The 19523-nt window shown below is 68.7% G+C and carries 12 protein-coding genes; 10 read left to right on the top strand and 2 right to left on the bottom strand.

The window, feature by feature from the left end; translation table 11 throughout:
• Nucleotides 1–2: 2 nt before the first annotated feature.
• From J5T34_RS00220 to J5T34_RS00260, 9 genes are all read left to right on the top strand, one after another.
• A complete protein-coding gene (locus tag J5T34_RS00220) occupies nucleotides 3–2591 on the top strand; it encodes a hypothetical protein (protein ID WP_208577294.1) in 2589 nt (862 codons plus the stop codon).
• Nucleotides 2592–2692: 101 nt separating this feature from the next.
• Complete coding sequence (locus J5T34_RS00225) at nucleotides 2693–3634, top strand: 2-hydroxyacid dehydrogenase (RefSeq protein ID WP_208577296.1); 942 nt, start codon at nucleotides 2693–2695, stop codon at nucleotides 3632–3634.
• A gap of 64 nt (nucleotides 3635–3698) precedes the next feature.
• Nucleotides 3699–4640 (top strand): hydroxymethylglutaryl-CoA lyase, encoded by a 942-nt coding sequence (locus J5T34_RS00230; RefSeq protein WP_208577298.1) that lies wholly within the window; start codon nucleotides 3699–3701, stop codon nucleotides 4638–4640.
• Nucleotides 4641–4701: 61 nt separating this feature from the next.
• Entirely contained in the window at nucleotides 4702–5238 is a 537-nt protein-coding gene (locus J5T34_RS00235; RefSeq protein WP_208577300.1) for a YbaK/EbsC family protein, read from the top strand.
• The gene (locus J5T34_RS00240) at nucleotides 5235–5672 is read left to right on the top strand and encodes a thioesterase family protein (protein WP_208577302.1); all 438 of its coding nucleotides are present in this window, start codon (nucleotides 5235–5237) and stop codon (nucleotides 5670–5672) included. The genes J5T34_RS00235 and J5T34_RS00240 overlap by 4 nt, the downstream gene beginning before the upstream one ends.
• Nucleotides 5673–8335: 2663 nt before the next feature.
• Complete coding sequence (locus J5T34_RS00245; RefSeq protein ID WP_208577304.1) at nucleotides 8336–11185, top strand: hypothetical protein; 2850 nt, start codon at nucleotides 8336–8338, stop codon at nucleotides 11183–11185.
• A gap of 124 nt (nucleotides 11186–11309) precedes the next feature.
• On the top strand, nucleotides 11310–11576 hold the full coding sequence (locus J5T34_RS00250; RefSeq protein ID WP_208577306.1) for a DUF1289 domain-containing protein: 267 nt from the start codon (nucleotides 11310–11312) through the stop codon (nucleotides 11574–11576).
• Between the two features lie 17 nt (nucleotides 11577–11593).
• Entirely contained in the window at nucleotides 11594–12538 is a 945-nt protein-coding gene (locus J5T34_RS00255; RefSeq protein ID WP_208577308.1) for an MBL fold metallo-hydrolase, read from the top strand.
• A gap of 5 nt (nucleotides 12539–12543) precedes the next feature.
• The gene (locus tag J5T34_RS00260; RefSeq protein ID WP_208577349.1) at nucleotides 12544–13119 is read left to right on the top strand and encodes a GNAT family N-acetyltransferase; all 576 of its coding nucleotides are present in this window, start codon (nucleotides 12544–12546) and stop codon (nucleotides 13117–13119) included.
• Between the two features lie 4 nt (nucleotides 13120–13123).
• Here the strand turns inward: J5T34_RS00260 and J5T34_RS00265 are convergent, their stop codons facing one another.
• A complete protein-coding gene (locus J5T34_RS00265) occupies nucleotides 13124–14704 on the bottom strand; it encodes an ABC transporter substrate-binding protein (protein ID WP_208577310.1) in 1581 nt (526 codons plus the stop codon).
• A 263-nt stretch (nucleotides 14705–14967) separates the two neighbouring features.
• Here J5T34_RS00265 and J5T34_RS00270 point away from each other — a divergent pair, with 263 nt between their 5' ends.
• Nucleotides 14968–17478: a hypothetical protein gene (locus tag J5T34_RS00270; protein WP_208577319.1), complete on the top strand. Its 2511-nt coding sequence runs from the start codon at nucleotides 14968–14970 to the stop codon at nucleotides 17476–17478.
• Nucleotides 17479–17500: 22 nt separating this feature from the next.
• Here J5T34_RS00270 and J5T34_RS00275 read toward each other — a convergent pair.
• The coding region (locus J5T34_RS00275) for a TonB-dependent receptor (RefSeq protein WP_208577327.1) at nucleotides 17501–19523 on the bottom strand (2023 nt) is incomplete at its 5' end.

Here is a 19523-nt window from a genome sequence, read left to right on the forward strand (position 1 = left end):
CCATGCCGCGATACCAACTTGAACCTTCCGCCCGGCTGCTCTCCCCGCATGCCGTGGGCGCAGTCCCTTCCAACGCCGGCAAGTCCGTCGACCTCGGTCAATTCTGGTTCAACGGCTATGCCGTCTCCATCCGGCTGCTCGGCAACGGCAAGCTGTGGGCGCAGCGGGTCGTCAAGGAAGCGCCACGCGACGGTGTGCTACAGAAAATCCTGTACTGGCTCAGAACGGTGTTCGACGCCGAAGGCGGACGCGCCTGGTGTCTGAACGCGCGCGATGGTGCCGACGTCCTCAATCAGCGCTGGGCGGAATACCGCAACGATTCGCTGGATGCGTTCGTGCCGGGAAGCACGCCGCTCGCCGCTGCTGCGCCGGCGCCGGCCGGGGCGACGAGTCTGCTGTCACTCTGCCATGCCGATCCGGTGCTGCGTTGCGTGATCGTCAATCTGAACCGGCGCGATCGGACGGCGTTGAGCCTGGTCCACAGGTCCTTGCGCTTGCCGACGGACTCCTGGATGGACCTGGATGCCCACAGGGCGATGCGGGCAGCGACCGGCATCCGCACGCTGAAGGACCTGAAGGCGGTGACGGCCGAGTACGGCCTGGGCGGTCCCGAATCGGCGGGTGCCGGCCGGCTTTCGGCGGTGGACCAGGTCGAACTGCTGGGCGCGCTCGCAAGCCGACAGGCTGCGCTCCCGCCGCACGAGCATTCGCGTGCCGCGCGCCATCTGCTCGAAGTGGCTGCCCGCTTGCCGGATACGATTCGCCTGCAGGCGCAGCTGGCCTTGCTGATGCGCTCGCTCAAGGGCCAGCGGGCCGAGATCGAATCCGCGCTGGTGCCCGACAAGGCGGCCTATACGGCGCTCGCCGCAGCGTTGACGCCGGCGCAGCGCAAGCAAGGGCTGTGCGTGCTGGCCGGGGCGTTCATGGCCTCGAATGGGATCGCGGCGGCAGAGCGAGCCAGCCGGTGGGACGAATTGTTCGCCGATGCCGAAGCGGCCGTCGCCAGTGACCCGACTGTGGCCGCGCATCGCTTTGCCGTCCTGGCAGAGTGCCTGAAAGAGATCGATTCCGGCCAGCTTGCAGGCAAGAGCCTCGTGTTGGGCGCCCACGCGCTCGAACGTTGGCACACGCTGCAGCAGCAATTGGACCGCTTGCCCCGGCCTGCCGGCATGGTGCTGGCATGCGCGCTGGCGCGATGCCTGTGGGACTTCGGCGACAAGCACGATGCGGCCGCGACAGCGCTGGCATTGCTGCGAAAGTGGCAAGGCCGATTGCCGCCGGACAACCCGCAGGAAGTCGCGCTGTCGCTGGCGCTGCTGGCCCGGATCGACGAGGCGGAGCGGGCCGATTGCTGGTCGGGCGCGTGGGACCGTATCGAGGCGGACCGGCTGGCTGACCATGGCGAGGAAGCGGTGTATCAGCTGGCATGGGTGCCGGCGCAGGACCGCTGGCCGCGGGTGATCCGATTCTGCAGGGATGGCATTGCGGCGTATCCGAAACAGTGCGCCGACATGCTGCTTGCGCTGATCTACGTGGCCGACAAACGCCGAGGAGCAGACCCGTCGCTGGATACCCCCGAACTGAGAACGGCGCTGCACGAGGTGGCGCTGGACCTGCTCAAGCGCGGTGGACCGGCAGCCCCGCTGCTGCACTGCCGATGGATTCCCAGGGCCGACTTGCTGGCGGCGATACAGACCCATGTCCCGTGGCCGGACAAAGCCCAGGTTCTGGCCCAGTGGCTGGAGACCGGGCCGCTCCGAGGCAATGCCGATCAGCCGCCATCGTCGCTGCTTCCCGCGCTGATCCCGACGCTGAACGAACTGGTCACATTGACCCGCCAGGGCGCCGACGACACAACCTGCGATGCCTGTGCCCGTGCGCTGAGCACGCTGGCACGGCAGTGCGACGAAGCGTTGCTGAGCGGCGCCGAGGGGCTGCACGCCGCGGTGCAGGCGGCCGAGGCCTTGCTGCCGCTGATTCGCGGCATGCGCAGCGACGGCACTGCCGAGGCAGCGGCAGCCCTGGCACAACTGGTCAACAGCATCGCGCTGCTGGCGGCAGAAGGGCACGACCGCGCCCACACGCAGCGCATCGGGACGCTGCTCGAGCGCATCTGGGCACTGTCGCGCCGGCTCCCGTCCGCCGGCCGGCAGGCAATGCTTCAGGAGCTCATTGCGCTGAAGACGCCTGAGCCGCCGCCGAACGAGACGCGCAAGAATCCCCATATCTGGACCGAACAAACGCTGCGGCGCGCCGTTCAGGCCGTGGCCGACGATCTGCCGGCCGGCGGGGCGATCCTGGCCGAGCTGGCCTCGGCGGAACGCACGCTGGACGGTGTCGGCAATAGCGGTGGCCACTTTGGCGACCTGAGGAAGCGCATCTGGACCAAGGCCATGGCCATGCCGGACGCGCAGTTTGTCGAGGTCGCGGAGCAGATCGCCGTGTGGTTCGCCAAGGCGCCGCCCGGCGAAGGGGAACAACGTGCCTGGCGAGAGGCGAGGTCGGCTTTCCTTGGCAGGGTCAAGGCCCTGCCGGCGGACCCGTACCGCTCCGCTCGCGAGCGCATCGAATACGGTATGGTCCCGCTTTGAATCCCGGCGCCGCGTCGCCGGCCGCGGAGCCGGCGCGCACAGAGTGCGGGACCAGAGTCTGAGACAATACGCCGGGACAAGACCAAAGACGTGGAGAAGCGATGAAGTTGCAGTTGTACGTGCCGGATGGCCGCTATGCGCCGTGGATCGAAGGGTTTGCGCAGGCCCTGCCCGAGGCGCAGTGCGTCACGTGGGAAGACAGCCGGGGACAGGCGGTCGACTATGCGGTGGTCTGGCGCCCGCCGCTCGAGATGCTGAAGGGTCGCCAGGACCTGAAGGCCGTATTCAACCTCGGCGCCGGCGTGGACGGCATCCTGCGGCTGCGCGACACCGATCCGGAGGCGCTGCCGGCCGGCGTGCCGATCGTGCGGCTCGACGATGCCGGCATGGGCGCGCAGATGGCCGAGTACGTGACCCACGCGGTCCTGCGCTATTTCCGCCGGCTGGACGACTATGCGGCCCAGCAGCAGGCCGGCACCTGGAAATTTCTCAAACCGAATCGCCGCGCCGATTTCACCATCGGCGTGATGGGCGTCGGCACGCTCGGCGCGCATATCGCGCGCACGCTGGCTTCGTTCGGTTTCCCGGTACGCGGCTGGAGCCGTTCGCCGAAGACCGTCGAGGGCGTGCAATGCCATGCCGGCGAGGCCGGGCAGGCCGCCTTCCTCGATGGACTGCGCGTGCTGGTCAACGTGCTGCCGCTGACGCCGGAGACCGAGAACATCATCGATGCGGCGCTGCTGAACCGGCTCGCCAAAGGCGCCTATCTGATCAACGTCGCGCGCGGCCCGCATCTGGTCGAAGACGATCTGTTGGCCGCGGTGCAGCAGGGCCAGATTGCCGGCGCCACGCTCGACGTATTCCGTACCGAGCCGCTGCCGCCGGAACATCCGTTCTGGCGCGAGCCGCGCATCACCATCACGCCGCATATCTCGGCGCTGACGCTGCGCGAGGACAGCATCGCGCAGATTGCCGACAAGATCCGCGCGCTGCAGGCCGGCCAGCCGATCGCCGGCGTGGTCGACCTGCAGCGCGGCTATTGACCGCACGCCACCAGAACCAGACCGCCGCCGGCGAGCGGCGGCCGCCACCAGACGAGGAGCAGCAATGAACCAGCCCAACTACGTGAAGATCGTCGAGGTCGGGCCGCGCGACGGCCTGCAGAACGAGAAGGCGATGGTCCCGGCCGACACCAAGGTCGCGCTGATCGACCGCCTGACCGAGGCCGGCTTCGTCAATATCGAGGCCGCCTCCTTCGTGTCGCCGAAATGGGTGCCGCAAATGGCCGACGGCGCGGAGGTGATGGCGCGCATCCAGCGCCGCCCCGGCACGCTGTATTCGGTGCTGACTCCGAACATGAAGGGCTTCGAAGGGGCGGTCGCGGCCGGTGCCGACGAAGTGGTGATCTTCGGCGCGGCCAGCGAGGCGTTCTCGCAGAAGAACATCAACTGCTCGATCGCCGAATCGATCGCGCGTTTCGAGCCGGTCGCCGCCGCGGCGAAGGAGAGGGGCATCCGCTTGCGCGGCAGCATCTCGTGCTCGCTGGGCTGCCCGTATCAGGGCGAGGTGCCGGTCGCGGCGGTGGTCGACGTGGTGCGTCGCCTGCGCGATCTCGGCTGCGACGAGATCGACATCGCCGACACCATCGGCGTCGGCACCCCGGGCCGCGTGCAGGAGGTGATGCGCGCCGCCGCCGCCGAATTTCCGCTCGATCGGCTGTCGGGCCATTTCCACGATACCTATGGCCAGGCGCTGTCGAACATCCTCGCGAGCCTCGACGTCGGCATCCAGATCTTCCATGCCTCCGTGGCCGGCCTCGGCGGTTGCCCCTATGCGAAGGGCGCGACCGGCAATGTGGCGACCGAGGACGTGCTGTACATGCTGCACGGCATGGGCGTGCGCACCGGCATCGATCTGGAGCAGGTGGTGCGCGCCGGCGATTTCATTTCCCAGGCGATCGGCCGCGCCAACAACTCGCGGGTCGGCCGCGCGCTGCTGACCAAATGGGCCGCCGACAAGGCCGAAGGCAATGCGGCGGCCTGCGTCTGACGGCGGCACGTCTACCGAACCGACCTCGACCATCAGCGAAGCACGCGGAGACCGAAGCCCGATGCAGAATCTCGCCCCACCCTTGTCCTTTTCCGAAGCGGCCTGCACCGAAGCCGCCCTGCCCGAATCCGCCCGCCGCGTGGCGCGTCTGCTCGCCGAACTCGGCCACGACAAGCCGATCGTGATGCTGCCGTCGACCGGCAGGACGTCGGCCGAGGCGGCGGCCGGCCTGGGCTGCTCGGTCGCCGAGATCGCCAAGTCGATCGTCTTCCGGCGGCTGGACGACGATGCGCCGGTGGTGGTGATCGCCAGCGGCAGCAATCGCGTCGACGAGGCCAAGGTCGCCGCGCGCGTCGGCGCCCTCGGCAAGGCCGATGCCCGGTTCGTTCGCGAGAAGACCGGCTATGCGATCGGCGGGGTCTGTCCGATCGGCCATGCCGTGACGCCCGTGATGCTGCTCGACCGCGATCTGTTCCGCCATGGCAGCCTGTGGGCCGCCGCCGGTCATCCGCACGCGGTGTTCAATCTGACCCCGCACGAATTGCAGGCGATCACCGGGGCAGAGGTGGCCGACGTGGCCCAGGAGGGCGCGGCATGAGCCCGGATCTGAAACCCGGCCTGGCGTTCACCTGGCGCTACACGGTCCCGCCCAAGGCCACGGTACCCAATCTTTACGACGACGTGCCGGGCTGCCCGGAGATGCCGGACGTGCTGGCTACCGGCTACATGGTCGGCATCATGGAATGCGCCTGCCTGCAGATGCTGCGCGAGCACCTGGACTGGCCGCGCGAGCAGTCGCTTGGCACGCTGGTCAGCTTCACGCATCTCGCGCCGACGCCGGCCGGCATGACGGTGACCGTCAAAGGCGTGCTGACCGCGATCGAGGGCCGCAAGCTGCGTTTCGAACTGTCGGCGTGGGATGGCGAGGACAAGATTTCCGAAGGCGTCCATGAGCGCCATCTGATCGACGCGGCACGCTTCAACGACAAGGTCGCGGCCAAGCGCGAACGCGCAGGCGCGGCACGGCAATAGCGCGGCCGGCGATCGCGCGACTTCGCTGAGCAGAACCGGCACATTCGTGCCAATGGCGAAAGCGGCCCTCGTGCCGTCTGGGGAGAATCGGCGTTTTCCTTGAACCACGGAAACGACCGAATCGCCATGGGACCCACGGAACCGGTGTACCAGTACCAAGCCGACCATGTCGTCAGCAAAGCCGCCGCCAGCACGCCGGCCGAGGGCCGCGGCGGTACGCCGCTGGTCATCGGCGCGTTCCGGTTCCGCGATGGCGGGCTGGTACGGATCACGATAGAGAGAGGCGCCGTTTTTCGCGCGACGCGGCTGGACACGCCTCGCTTCGAATCGGCATGGCAGCGGCTGGGGTATTGCCTGCGCTGCCTGTTCGGACTCGAAGGCGGGCGGCGTTGGACGGTCAAGCCCCCACATGAGCGCGAGATCGCCAACGTGGTGTGCCACCTGACCATGGTCAGGCGGCAGCCGGCTCAACCGGTGCCGTCCACGACGCCATCCAAGGTGCCATCGGTGTCGCCACCGGCTTCATCGTCGACGCCATCCACGGCCCCAACCGCATCGGCCCCATCCGCCCCATCCGCCCCATCGCCGGCAGAGTCTGCGCCACCACCGCTGATTCAGGCGCTTGCGGACGTTCTGCCATTCCTCGAGCCGTCCGACCGGCTGCGGGTCATGTCGATCTCTCGGCAGGCGTATCGAGTGTGCGAAGGCGAGCGCCTGGTCGCGCGTGCCATGGTGCGTTCGCAAGGCATTCATACGCGTTCGGCGCTGCAGGCCGCGCTGGCGGATGCCGCGCGCTGGCACGAGGCACGCAAGCTGAGCCATCAGCAATACGCCGAGCTGCTTGCTGCGTTGGCCGCGCGCGTCGCATGCCTGCCTCCCGGTCAGCGCGTCACCGGCTTCGCCGACGTGCTGGAGGCACTGAGCGCGGCGCGCAGCCTGCGCAAGCGGGTCAGCATTCCGCTGCTCGCCTTGATCGACGTGCTGCGTGACAAGGAGGGGTTGCGCCAGGTCGGAGCCGCACTGACCGACCGGCTCTGCGCGCTGATCGACAGGCTGGCAAGGGATCTGCCGCAGTCGGCCACGCCGGATGAGCGGCTCCGAACCTGGCTGCCGCTGATGCGACATGCGGCCAGCGTACCGGCGGTGGCGCGCCGCGCATGGTGCAAGCTGGTGCCCGACCCGTTGGCCTGGCCGGACGCCATCGCGCATCTGGACCCGGCCCGGCAGCAAGCTGTGGTGCCGACGCTGTTTGCCGCCGCGACGGCCGTCCGGACCAAGACCGGCGAGCGCGATAGCGTGATGGAGCAGGTCGAAAGCCAATGGCTGGCGATGGTCGGCGCGACGCTGAATTTCGACGAACGCGACCCCCTCAAGGGTCAGGCCCTTGCCGCGCTGGCCAGGCACTGGCCGCGTCGGGAGCGGAAGGCCGATCTCGCTTCCCGGCAGGGCGCCGTGTCGCCTGTCGGGCAAGTCTGGGACGAACTGTTCAAAGCGGCGCAGCAGCTCGATGCCGCCTCGGCAGCCGAGTTGGCGTTGCGGTTGATCGACAAGCTCGGGGAATTTCCCCAACGGTTTGTTCAGCGCCGATGGCTGTCGCTGTGGCGCTGGGTGCAAGAGACCGGCAACGTACCGGACACGCTGCGCCGCATCGAGCTTCATATGGCCATGCACCGCCCCGGGTTCGCCAGCGAGCCGATACGTGCGCAGGCGTGGGCCCAGCTCTGGGATGCATGGCGCCATGGTCCCGAGGCGACCGACATGCAGGTCGGCGCGGCCCTGATGGCGGAGGTGGTCCGGCTCGACAAATGGTCCGGCGTGCTTGCCGACAAGCTGACCACCGCCGCGCGCGGATTGTCTCCCCGGCAGCAGGCGATGCTGCTCGAATCGGTCTGTCCGGAAGCACGATTCCAGGACACGACCGCGCTGCGCGTCGTCGCTCTGGATCTGGCACGTGTCCATGGACAGCCGGGGCCGCTGCTTTCGCTGTGCCGCCATGAGCGCTCGCTGTTCAATGACGTCGGCGAGGTTGCATTGTCCGCCCTGAAGACGCTGCCGTGCGCAGAGCAGGCTCGCCATCTCGAGATGTTGTTGCGCAACGATGTCCTGCCGGCACAGCCAGGTCCGTGGACCGAGACCGCCCGAGCGCTGATCCATCACGGCGAGCTGCCGCGCCCGCGGTGGGTGGCGCTGGCTTGCGAGCTGGTCCGCTGGTATGCGCGCCAGTGCGCGTATGGCGCCATCCAGCCGGCGCATGTCGATGGCGTGTCCGAACTGCTCGACAGACCCGATGCCGGCCGGGAGCCCGTGCTTCTTGCCGCGATCGCTGCGCTGGCCGACGCCATGGCGACACGGGGGACGTCGGGGAACCCGACGGCGGCAGACCACAGCGCGACCGGAGCCTTGTTTCGCCGCGTGTGGGACCGGATCGGGCGCGCGCCCGGCCCGCTTCGCAATGCGGCGCTGGACGCGCTGCTGCGCGACGAAGGCGCCAGACAGCGCAAGCCCATGTATCGGATGACGGTCCAATTCATCGCCGATCATGCGGAGCGATCGCCCGCGCAACAGCCGCGCTTGCTTGCCAGGCTCGCGTCCAGCGTAGGCAAGCATGCGATCGATTCCGCTGACGGCCCGGAAGGTCCGCTCGGGCCGAACAGGCAGATCGTATGGAGGGCGATCCTTGCGCTGGCGGACAACCAACTGGCAAGACCGTTGGACAAGGTGATGCCCTGGTTCAAGCGAGCGCGCGCAGACGGAGCCAGGGCCGGCCACACGCAGGCCCAATGGGTCAGATTGCTCGAGCAGTTGAACAGACTGCGCGACCGGCTGCCGGAGGCCGACAAGTCCCTGTTCTCCCTGCCGTGACGATCATGCTTCATCCTCCCCGGTACCTCTACGACGCGGACCATGCGGACAGCATTGCCGCGCTGTCCGGCCTTGGGCGTTCGTCGTCGGACACCGTGCAGAGCGTTGGCGTCTTTCGCTTTCGCGGCAGCGTGCCGGTCCGGATCGATCGGCTGGACGACAAGTCCTTTGTCGCGACCCGGCTCGATGCGGCCGATCGCCGGCGAAGCGTCTTCGTCAGGCTGCTCCGCATCGTCCGGTCTCTGTTCGGGCTGGAGGGCGGTTCACGGTGGAAGCTGTCCAGGGATGACTGTCGCGCGATGGAGTCCTGCGTGTTCGCGTTGTCGGCGCGCGCGATGCAACAGCAGCAGCGATGCCAGCGGGACTGGGCCGCGAAGCGCGATCGTCGCGACACCGGCGAGCGCTCGCCGCTGGAAACGTTGCCGCAGCCCGCGCTGCAGGCAATCACCGCGACGCTGAGCCTGCAGGACTGTCATGCGATGCGGCTGGCTTGCGTCGGGCTCGCCAGGTCAACGGCGAACTGCGTGCCGCTCTTGCAGGCGACTTCGTGGACGACGCTCGCCGGGCTGCGCAGTGCGCTGGCTCATGCGCTGGCGACCGTGGCCGAGGCACCGTTCGCCGATCCGCCGGATCGGGCGACGCGTGCAAAGGCACTGACGCTGGCGGCGGGCCGCATTTCGGTCCTGCCCTTCAGCGAGCGATGCGAGGGCCTGCGCCTCGTGCTCGATGCCGTTGAACGCGCATTCCCGGATGGCGCTGGCAGCGCGGGGCCGCTGCGCGTGCTCGCCGCCCGGCTGGCGAAGCTGTATGGGTTCAGCCGCGATGAACTGCCGGAAGTTCGGCGTCTGGCGTCCAGGCTCTGTCGCGCGCTGGAGCGGCTGCCCCTGGCCGATCGCATCGACGCGGCGCTCGATCTCGGCAGGAATCCAATGCTGTCGGTGGCGGATAGCGCGCGTGGGCTGCTGATCCCGGACTCGTGCTGGGCGCTGGCCGCGCGGGTGGTGCCCCCCGCCGAGCGGCGCCGTGTCGTCGCCGGCCTCGCCGGCCTGATTGCCGAGCCGACCCGTTTGCCGCCGGCAAAGGCAGTCCCGCTGGCCCGGCAGGCGCTGCAACTGGCAGCGCTGGATCCAACCGCGAGCGCCCATGCGCTCGCGGCCCTGCTTGGAATATCGATGCCCGAGATGCTGACGCAGGTCTGGCCGACCGATGCGCCCGCCGCGGAGGGGCCGTCCTGCTCGGGCGTGCCGGCATGGGAACAGCTGTTGGCGACAGCGACGGCGTGGCCCACGCAATCCGCCGTCATTCTGGTCAGGGCACTGTTGCAGGCGCTGTCCGTGCTGCCGGAGCAGCGCGACAAGGACAAGGCCGGTCTGGCGGTCCGAAAGTGGGTACAGAGCGCGACCGCGGTGACGGACGACGATCGCCGCGATATCGAGACGCTGCTGTTTCCGCTGTTGCCGCCGCACGCTCGCCTCGCTGCCTGGGACGCGCTGTGGGACGCATGGTCGCCATCGAACGGGCAGGGCGACGTCACGGAGGCGCAGGCCCGGCAGATCGCGGCATGCCTGCGGTACCTGCCCGGTGCCGGGCAATGGGAATCGATCCTGCTGCCACGGCTCAATCCGTTGCCGCCGCAGCAGCAGGCGGCAGTGCTGGCCAACATCCCGGCGCACCTGTACACCGGGCCGCGTACGAGCGAACTGTTCGAGCGAGTTCTGGACCTGGCGGTCCATCATCGACTGATGAAGCCGCTGGCCATGTGGTACCGCGCTCGCACGCTGGCCGACTACCGCCAGTACAGCGATGCGCTGGACAGTGCGCTGATTTGCCTGCCGAAGGCGCAGCAGGCCGAGTGGATCGTCGCGCTTTCGCGCAATCGGGTGGTGCCGCAACTGTGGATCGACGTGGGTCTGGCTGCGCTGGAACCGCCCCTGCCGAGTGCCGCGCTGCAAGCGTCGCTGACCGGTGCCGTGGTGTCGCAGTGCGGCCGCTATGGCGCTCGTCTGGACGATGTCTGGCGCTCGCGGATCGCGCGCTTGACCACGTTACTGACGCGATCGGCAGGCACGACGGCCAACCTGGACGCCGGCACCGTGTCGGCGCTGACCAGCATCGCCGATACCTTGCTGCAATTGCACGACGCGGCGGCAAAGCGTCCCGAGCCGGACTGGACCGCCGACGCGATCCCGGCCTTCGTCGACGCGGTATGGAAGCACGTCGAGAAGCTGCCCTTTAACAACCTGTACGGCATGATTGCCAGCATGTGCGTCGTGCATCTGCCCTATGACCCCGCGTTCGAGCGGCATTTCCATCTCACCACGGTACGGCATGCAGTGGCGCTGCTGCCGGCGTTGTCGCCCCAGCAGCGAGGCCACTTGCTGCCGAAGCTGATCGAGATGGAGTCCGGACGCAAGGGCGCGCGGCCGGTGGATTGGCGCGGCTTCGACAGCTGCCGCCAGGCGCTGTGGCAGGCGATAGCGGCATTGCCCCCTCGTCCCCGCGCCCGCCTGCTCGACGACGTCGCGCGCTGGTTCGCGCATTCGCCCGCGGACGCAGCGAGTCGTCCGGCGTGGAAGGCGGCCCGAGAACAATACCTTGCCCTGGTCGACGCCATGCCCGTCGAGGAGCGCCCGGTACTGGGCTGGCGCTGATCCGGCGTGATCGGCGCGGACCGGCTGGCGATCGTGCTTTGCCGTCCGGGATCCGCCGGGCTGTGCCGTCGCGCCAATGGCGCTACACTGCGTCGATCCGTCCAGCCGCCAGTCCGTTCGCCCGATGTCAGCCGATCCCAAACTGATTGCCGATCTGCGCCGCCGCGCGCTTGCTGCCCAACACGCCAAAGCGGTCGCATCGCCGTGCCGCGACATCTGCCGCATGGGCGAGCATGGCTACTGCGAGGGCTGTTTTCGCACCATCGACGAGATCGCGGGCTGGGCCAATCGCAGCGAGGACGACAAGCGCGCCATCTGGCAGATGCTGCCGCAGCGTGCCGCCGCGGTCGGCACGGTCGACGATGGAACCGGCGCGGCCGGTGCGATGTGAGCGGGACGGCCATGACGATGACCACGACGAGCGAAGCGAGCGTATCGGCCGACATGTTGCCAACCGGCATCCGCGTATTCGAGCGCGGCTGGCTGTCGGCCAACAACGTGCTGCTGAGCGATGGCGACGATACCGTGCTGGTCGACAGCGGCTATGTGACCCACGCCGAGCAGACGCTGGCGCTGGTCGACGCCGCACTAAGCGGCAAGCCGCTCAGGCGGCTGATCAATACGCATCTGCATTCGGACCACTGCGGCGGCAATGCGCGGCTGCAGCAGCGTTGGCAGCCCCGCACGTGGATTCCGGCGGCCGAGGCAAATGCGGTGGCGCAGTGGGACGTCGATGCGTTGAGCTTCCGCGCCACCGGCCAGCAGTGCGATCGCTTTGCTTTCGATGCGCTGCTCGAGGACGGTCAGACGATGCGGATGGGCGGCCTGGACTGGCAGGTGATCGCCGCGCCCGGACACGACCCGCATGCGGTGATGCTGTACGCGCCGGACGAGCGCATCCTGATTTCGGGCGATGCGCTGTGGCAGCACGGCTTCGGCGTGATCTTTCCCGAGCTGGATGGCGACAGCGGTTTTGCCGAGCAGGCCGCCGTACTGCAGCGAATCGCCGAGCTCGATGTGCGGCTGGTGATTCCAGGCCACGGCAGCCCGTTTACCGATGTCGGACCGGCGCTGGAGCGTGCCAGCGGCCGGCTCGACTACCTGCGTGCCGATCCGCGCCGCAACGCCGCGCACGCGCTGAAGGTGCTGGTCAAGTTCAAGCTGCTGGAGCAGCGGCAAATGACGCGGGACGCGCTGCTGCAGTGGATGGCACAGGCACCGCTGCTCGAACGCGTGCGGCTGCGCTATCTCGATAACGCGCCGCTGCCCGACGTGCTGCAGCAGGTCGTGGCCGGCCTGGTCAAGGCGGGCGCGGCGACCGTCGACGGCGAGATCGTTCGCAATTCGGATTGAGCGCGATGGGGACGGTGCCGATCCTGCGCGGCGACGGATTTTCGCTGCGCCCGTTTCGCCAGGCCGACGCGGAGCAGCTCGCCGCCGCGGTGCAGGAATCGATGGCGAGCCTCGCGCCATGGATGCCATGGGCCCATCTGCGCTACAGCGTGCGCGACGCGCAGCTGTGGATCGATACCTGCGCGGACAATGTCGCGGCCGGGCTGTCCTATGACATCGGCATCTATTCGCAGGACGGCCGCGTGCTGTTCGGCGGCGTTGCGCTGAATCAGATCTCCACCGAGAACCGCATGGCCAATCTGGGCTACTGGGTCCGCAAGAGCCGCCAAGGTCAGGGGCTTGCTACCCGCGCCGCCTGGATGATGGCCTGCTTCGGCTTTCATCGGCTGCATCTGACCCGCATCGAGATCGTGGCGGCCGAGCAGAATCTGGCCAGCCGGCGCGTTGCCGAGAAGACCGGCGCGCTGCTCGAATGCATCGCGCGCAACCGGCTGGTGCTGCGCGGCATACCGTGCCGCGCGGCGATCTATTCGCTGGTGCCGGAGTCGGTGATGCCCATTACCTCGGCCGTCCCCGAATGACGGATCAGCGGGTGATGCTGAACGCGTAGGTACGCTCGTCCTGCCGCGGGATCACGGTCAGCCCCTTCTTCGCCGCCCACACATTGATCTGGTAGTACAGCGGAATCACGCCGTAGTCCTTGATGCCGATCTCGGTGGCTTCCTGCAGCAGCTTCTCCCGCGCGCGGTCGTCGATCGTGGTCAGCGCGGCGCTCAGCTTGGCGTCCAGCGCCGGGTTGCTGTAGCGGCCGCGGTTCGAGGCGCCCCAGCCCTTGGCGGGATCGTAGGTCGCCAGCAGCGACTTCAGCGACGAGCCGGCCTCGCCGGTGTCGGCGCCCCAGCCCGCCAGCATCAGCGAGAACTCGAGCTTGTTGGCACGCGTGAAGAAGGTCGCCGACGGCATCGCTTCGACGCGGGTCTGGATGCCGATGCGCGTCAGCATCGAGGCGATCGCCTGCGCGACCTGCTCGTCGTTGACATAGCGATTGTTCGGCGTATGCAGCGTCAGCTGGAAACCGTCGGGATAGCCGGCCTCTGCCAGCAGCCGCCTGGCGGCGGCCGCATCGGGCGCGTCCGGCTTCAGGCCCGGCACGTGGCCGAACAGCGAGTTGTTGACCAGCTGGCCGGTCGGCTCGGCCGCGCCCTCCATCACGCGATCGACGATGGCCTGACGCGAGATCGCCTTCGACATCGCCTGGCGCACGCGCGCGTCTTTCAGCGGATTGCGCGGCAGCGGCTTGCCGGCCTTGTCGGTGACGAAGGGCGAGGCCTCGCGGTCGCTGTCCATATGCAGGTACATCATCCGGAAGGTCGGCACCTTGAATACGGACACGCCGGGATCGGACGACAGCTTGCGGATATCCGAGGTCGGCACGTTCTCGATCACCTGCACGTCGCCGGCCAGCAGCGCCGCCACGCGCGGGGCATCGTTGGTCAGGATGCGCAGCGCCACCGTGTCCCATTGCGGCTTGTTGCCCCAATAGGCGTCGTTGCGGGTCAACTCGATGCGGTCGCCCTTGCGGAAGCTGACGAACTTGTACGGGCCGGTGCCGACCATCGCCTTGCCGCTGTTGAAGTCGTCGCTGGAGGCGTTTTCGGCCGCCTTCTTCGACACCATGTAGATGGTCGACAGATCGTTGGGCACCAGGGGATAGGGACCGTGGGTGGTGATGCGCACGGTCAGCTTGTCGACCGCCACCACGTCCTTGAAGCCCTTGGTGTAGATCGTGTACGGCGACGGGCTGTTCTTGACGGTGGCCGGCCGCGCCAGCGAGAAGACGACGTCCTGCGCGGTGAATTCGCTGCCGTCGTGGAACCTGACGCCGGGCCGCAGCTTGACCTCCCAGGTCGTCTCGTCGACCGCGCGCCAGCTCTGCGCCAGCGCAGGCTTGAAGCGCATCTTCTCGTCCTTGGCGATCAGCGTCTCGAACATGTGCTCGGCGACGTTCGCGTTGGGCGTGACGTTGTGATAGTGCGGATCGAGCGAGGTGATATCGCCGGACAGGCCGATGGTCAGGCTGGCCGCATGCGCGGGCAGGGCGCCGGCGCCCAAGGCGAGGCTCGTGGCCAGCACCGCGGCGCGCAGGGTACGACGAACGAATGGCATCAGGCACTCCCGTCGGATATGTGGTGTGGGCGCATTGTCCGGACCACGCTCTTGAAGTGTCAAGACGGATAGACCCGTGGCGCGGTATTGCACCGCGGGTACGCGCCCCGGGCCCTTTGCCGCTCTCGTGCGCCCCGTGCGGGTGCCTGTTGCACCGGGATGAAACGCAGCGCCCGTAGTCGACAGACCGTGAAGACGGGACCGGCAACAATGCCCGCCCGGCGCGATGCCCAGCGCCTTGAACCCATCTGTCGAGGAATACGATGCCTATCGAGAATTTCGGCCGTGCCACCTGGCCCAGGCCTGAGGAGGCCAACCGGCCCGGCGGCAACCCTCTGCCCGGCGCGGCGCCCGCGCCAGGCAGCACGCTGATTCCCTCTACCCTGGCTGCCGGCATTTCGCTGGTCCCGGCTCGCTCCGGCGCCGTGCAGGACCCGCGCTGGTCGATGCTGGCAAACCCGTTGAAGCAGATCGCCGGCTATTTGCCTCTGCGCGACCGGGTCGCGCTGGCGCGGGCCAGTCATGCCGTGCGCGACGCGCTTGGCCAATTGGCTGCGACGACGCTGGAGCGTGCGCGGCAGGTATCGACGCTGTCCGGCTTGGCGGCGGTGCTGGACCGCATCGATGCGATGCCCGACGTCAACGACCGCGTGTCCGTATTGACGGCGCTGGCGCGGCGCACGGGCTGTCTGGCGCGTCTGCACCGTCGCCACGCATGGCGGCGAGTCCTGCAGGCGTGTGACGCGCTGCCCGCGGCGGCGAGGGCGACCGTGCTGATGCAGCTGTGCTGCGTGCCGAGCGTGGTGCGGGTGCCTCAGCTGGTTCGGAATCAAGGCTGGGGGGACGGCAACGTCAAGGATTGGCTGGCGATGCTGGATCAGCGCTTGAACGCCCTGCCCCCGGCTGGCCGAGCGGCGCTGACCTTCGCGCTGCTGCGCGTACGCGAGCCGGCGCGGGGCGGCAGACCGGACGTCGAACCGCCGCCGCGGGTGCCGTTCGATCTGGCAGGTCATCTGGCGCTGGTGCCCTTGTTGCCGGCCGCTCAACACCGCGAGGCCACACAGCTTGCGGTGGACTACTACCTTCGCAGTCCCGGCATGCCCCTGGAGCTATGGCGCAACGGCTTCGCCGCGGCCCGCGGGGTCGGCCAGCCGTCGATATCCGCGTGGACGCTGGTGGCGCTGCTGGCATCCAGAACCGTCGAAGGTCCACGGTTGCTCAGCGCGCTGGAGGCGCCCCAGCTGGCGTGGCAGCAGGCCATCGAGTGGGCCCGGACGCTGCCCGCGGCGCAGGCGACCAGCGTCGGCATCGGCCTGGCGCAATGCCTGAGGGCTGGCTGGGCCGCTGAACCGTTTCGCAGCCAGGGCATCGCCGCACTGCGGCAGTTGGGTCTGGACTTGCGTCTCGATATCGAGCAGCGCGCCGAGATGCTGGCCCCATGCGGGGGCTGGCTGGCGCCGCGACAGTGGGAAGCGCTATGGCAAGCGCTGCTGGAGCGGTGTGCCGCCGAAGGCGTGACGCATGCCCGCCGCCGCTGTCTGGCGGCGCTCCTCGAAACCGCGGCCGGCGCGCAACAGAAGCCATGGGGCCTGGCCGCGTGGGACACGGGACTGGCCGCGATCGAAACCGCACTGATGCGAAATGACGGCGCTGCCGCCGGCCTGGCCGCCGCACTGTGCTCCATCGTGGCGAACAGATGGCTGGCGCTGCCGCCGCAGCAACGTTCGGCGGCCCTCGATCGGCTGCTGGGCTGCATCGACCGGTTGCCGCCCGCCTGGCGCGGGCAGCTACTGAGCGATCTGCTGGCATCGGTCAATCCCCAGCTGCATGCCGGTATCGTCGTGCCCCGTCTGGCTGCGCTCGCGCCGCTGGAGCGTGCAGGATTGCTCGCGCGGCTGCTTCAGGCCGATCCGCTGGCCAGGCCGTCCACCACGATGCAGGAGTTCCTGGATACCTTGAAGGCGGCCGGGCCGTTGACGGACGAGGGCTGCGCGGTGCTCGCGCAGGTGCTGCGCGGCATTCGGGAACGGCCCGCGCTGCTTCACTCCGATTGGCTCACGCTGGCCGCCGATTTGCCGACGTGGGCCGGCCAGATCGACCTCGCCTCCCGACCCACGCTGGCCCTCGAATTTGCTCGCCTGGCGATCGTGGTGCGCTGGCAGTCCTTCCGCGAACCGCCGGGCAGCGAACGGGCGCGCCTGTTCCGGACTCTTGCCGAGGTGCTGACCTCGGCGGTCAGGGGCTTGCCGATGGAAGCGCGCCAGACAGTATTGCTGGACCTCGGGCAAGGACCGTCGCAACAGTTCAACGAGCTCGACAGCATGAACGCGAGTACCGAATGGATCCTGTCCATCGCCGAATCCTTGCCGCCCGCGTATCGCGTCGACGTGCTGTGCCGGTGGGTCGAGGCCGATACGTTCAGGAACAGCGTGGCCGCCGTCCCGCCGCTGACGCTGCAGGAGCGGCAAGGCGCGTATGGCTGGAAGCCACGGCGCGCCGTCTGGCAGGCGATCCTGCGGATGCCGCCGGAATATCTCGCCCCCCTGCTGTGCGCGACCACGGACTGGTTTGTCGGTGGCGTCTCCGCGTCCCCGTACTGGGCGCCGCCTGAGGAGGACGACTTGACGGCAGCGGAGGCGCAATGGCGGCAAGCGCTGCAGCGCTTGCCCGATGCCGACCATATGGAGGCCAAATTCCTGGCGATGCCGCAGCTTGCCGTCATGATGGAGGACGCGGCGGAAAACATCATGTTGCGCCTGCTCGACAGGCTCTGAACGGGAAAGCCGCCGCCCGCCGCTAGAACGTCGTCCGCAGGCCCACCCGCACGCTGCGGCCTGCCATCGGCGCGATGTCCCGCAGGATCGAGGCGGAATTGCGCGCCTCCTCGTTGGTCAGGTTGTCGCCACGCAGATAGAGCAGGGTTTGCGTGCGCCCGCTCTTGATCTTGTAGGTCAGCGCGACGCCCAGCATCGTGTAGGCGTCGGTCGGCGTGTCGTTGACCGGCACGCGGGTCTGCTTCGCGGCCCAGGTCAGGTCGATGCGCGCGCCGAAGGGACCGGCGCCATAGACCAGTGCGCCGCCCAGACGCAGCGGCGCCAGCCGGGGCAGGGGCTCGCCGGTCTCGCGGTTCTCGCCACGCACGTAGTCCGCGCGGGCCTCGAAGTCGAGCGTGTCGCTGCCGGTCAGCAGCTTGCGCGCCAGACGCGTCTTGCCTTCGGCCTCGAAGCCGTACAGCGTCGCCGGGACACCGAGATAGCGCAGCTCGGGCAGGGCGTCGGCGCTGCCGGGGGCCACCAGTTCGCCTTCCTCGTTGCGCGCGTTGCCCGTCGCCGACAGCGCCAGATAGTTCGAGAAGCGGCTGTAGAAGCCCGACACGCCGGCGCTATGGTCGCCCTGCTTGAAGCGCAGGCCGAGGTCGACCGAGGTCGCGCGTTCCTTGCTGGCGTTCGGATCGCCCTGCTCCCAGGCGCCGGTGGCCACGTGCGGGCCGTTGGCGAACAGCTCGTAGAAGGTGGGCGCGCGCTCGGTGTAGGCGACGTTGGAGGTCAGCGACCAGGCCGGGTTCAGCTTGTAGAGCAGGCCGGCCGAGGCGCTGCCCGCGTTGAAGCTGCGGTTGGCATCGGCAAAGCGTTCGTTGCCGCCGGCGGTGGCCTTGACGCTGGTATGGTCGATGCGGCCGCCGAGGTTCAGCTTCAGGTTGCCGGCCGCGTCCAGCGGCATTTCCTCGAACACGAACAGCGCGGCGTTGTCGGTGTCGCTGCTCGGCACGAAGGCCTCCTCGCCCAGCGCAGAGAAACGGGTCGCGCCGAACTGCGCGCCGATCACGCCCCGCATGCGGCCGATATTGCCGTGCTGCGCCTCGATGCGCGCGTCCCAGCCCTTGTTCTTGAATACCGTGCCGGTCTCGCCGCCTTCGATTTCCTTGTGCTCGTAGTCGGTGTAGCCGAACTTGCCCTTGACCGATTCGAACCAGCCGCCGGTGGTCCCGGACAGATTGCGCGCCTCGCCTTCCAGCGCGAAGCGATCCTGCTTCATGTTCAGCCGCACCTCGTCTTCGGCGGGGGTGCCGTAGTCGTTGCGGTAGGCGCTGTAGCTGGCGCCGACGAAGCCGTCGGCCCAGGTATAGGAGCCACCCAGCGCGCCGCCGTGCTGCTCGGCATTGGTGTTGGGAAGCCGGCCGCGGACTTCCGTCTCGCCTTCCTCCAGCGGCTGGCTGTTGCGCAGCCGCTCGCTGCGCGCGTAGCCGGGGATGCGCAGGTCGCTGGTCTTGCGGGCGAACGCGTCGGCGTGGATGGCGAACCTGCCGTTGCCGGCCTCGATCAGCCCGCTGGCATTGCGTGCGGCGTCGCCGTCGATGGTCGCGCTCAGGTCGGTGGCGCCGGTCACGCCTTCGATCGGCGCCTTCGGGATGCGGTTGTCGATCACGTTGACCACGCCGCCGATCGCATTGCCGCCGTACATCAGCGCCGCGGGGCCGCGCACCACCTCGATGCGTTCGGCCACCAGCGGATCGAGCGGCACCGCATGGTCGTAGGACAGCGTGGCGGCGTCGATGCTGCTGCCGCCGTTCTGCAGCACCTTGATGCGGTCGCCGTCGAGGCCGCGGATCACCGGCCGGCTCGAATTCGGCCCGAAGTAGGTCGACGACACGCCGGGCAGGCTGTTCAGCGTTTCGCCCAGCGTGCTGTTCTGGCGCACGGCCAGGTTGTCGCCCTGCAGCGTCGAGACGGCGGGCACCAGCGAGTTCAGATCGCTGCCGAGCGGATTGGCCGTGACCACCACTTCGCCGAGGGTGGGGGCGGCGGTCACGGTAGGGGTG

The organism is Cupriavidus gilardii (assembly GCF_017598945.1).
In the GTDB taxonomy this organism is placed as follows: Bacteria; Pseudomonadota; Gammaproteobacteria; order Burkholderiales; family Burkholderiaceae; genus Cupriavidus; species Cupriavidus gilardii_E.

Excerpts from the sequence above, each read along its gene's own strand:
- J5T34_RS00235 (WP_208577300.1), top strand. The coding sequence starts at position 4,702 with ATGCAGAATCTCGCCCCACCCTTGTCCTTTTCCGAAGCGGCCTGCACC.
- J5T34_RS00270 (WP_208577319.1), top strand. The coding sequence starts at position 14,968 with ATGCCTATCGAGAATTTCGGCCGTGCCACCTGGCCCAGGCCTGAGGAG.
- J5T34_RS00245 (WP_208577304.1), top strand. The coding sequence starts at position 8,336 with ATGGAGGGCGATCCTTGCGCTGGCGGACAACCAACTGGCAAGACCGTT.
- J5T34_RS00260 (WP_208577349.1), top strand. The coding sequence starts at position 12,544 with ATGGGGACGGTGCCGATCCTGCGCGGCGACGGATTTTCGCTGCGCCCG.
- J5T34_RS00265 (WP_208577310.1), bottom strand. The coding sequence starts at position 14,704 with ATGCCATTCGTTCGTCGTACCCTGCGCGCCGCGGTGCTGGCCACGAGC.
- J5T34_RS00225 (WP_208577296.1), top strand. The coding sequence starts at position 2,693 with ATGAAGTTGCAGTTGTACGTGCCGGATGGCCGCTATGCGCCGTGGATC.
- J5T34_RS00220 (WP_208577294.1), top strand. The coding sequence starts at position 3 with ATGCCGCGATACCAACTTGAACCTTCCGCCCGGCTGCTCTCCCCGCAT.
- J5T34_RS00240 (WP_208577302.1), top strand. The coding sequence starts at position 5,235 with ATGAGCCCGGATCTGAAACCCGGCCTGGCGTTCACCTGGCGCTACACG.
- J5T34_RS00230 (WP_208577298.1), top strand. The coding sequence starts at position 3,699 with ATGAACCAGCCCAACTACGTGAAGATCGTCGAGGTCGGGCCGCGCGAC.
- J5T34_RS00250 (WP_208577306.1), top strand. The coding sequence starts at position 11,310 with ATGTCAGCCGATCCCAAACTGATTGCCGATCTGCGCCGCCGCGCGCTT.
- J5T34_RS00255 (WP_208577308.1), top strand. The coding sequence starts at position 11,594 with ATGACCACGACGAGCGAAGCGAGCGTATCGGCCGACATGTTGCCAACC.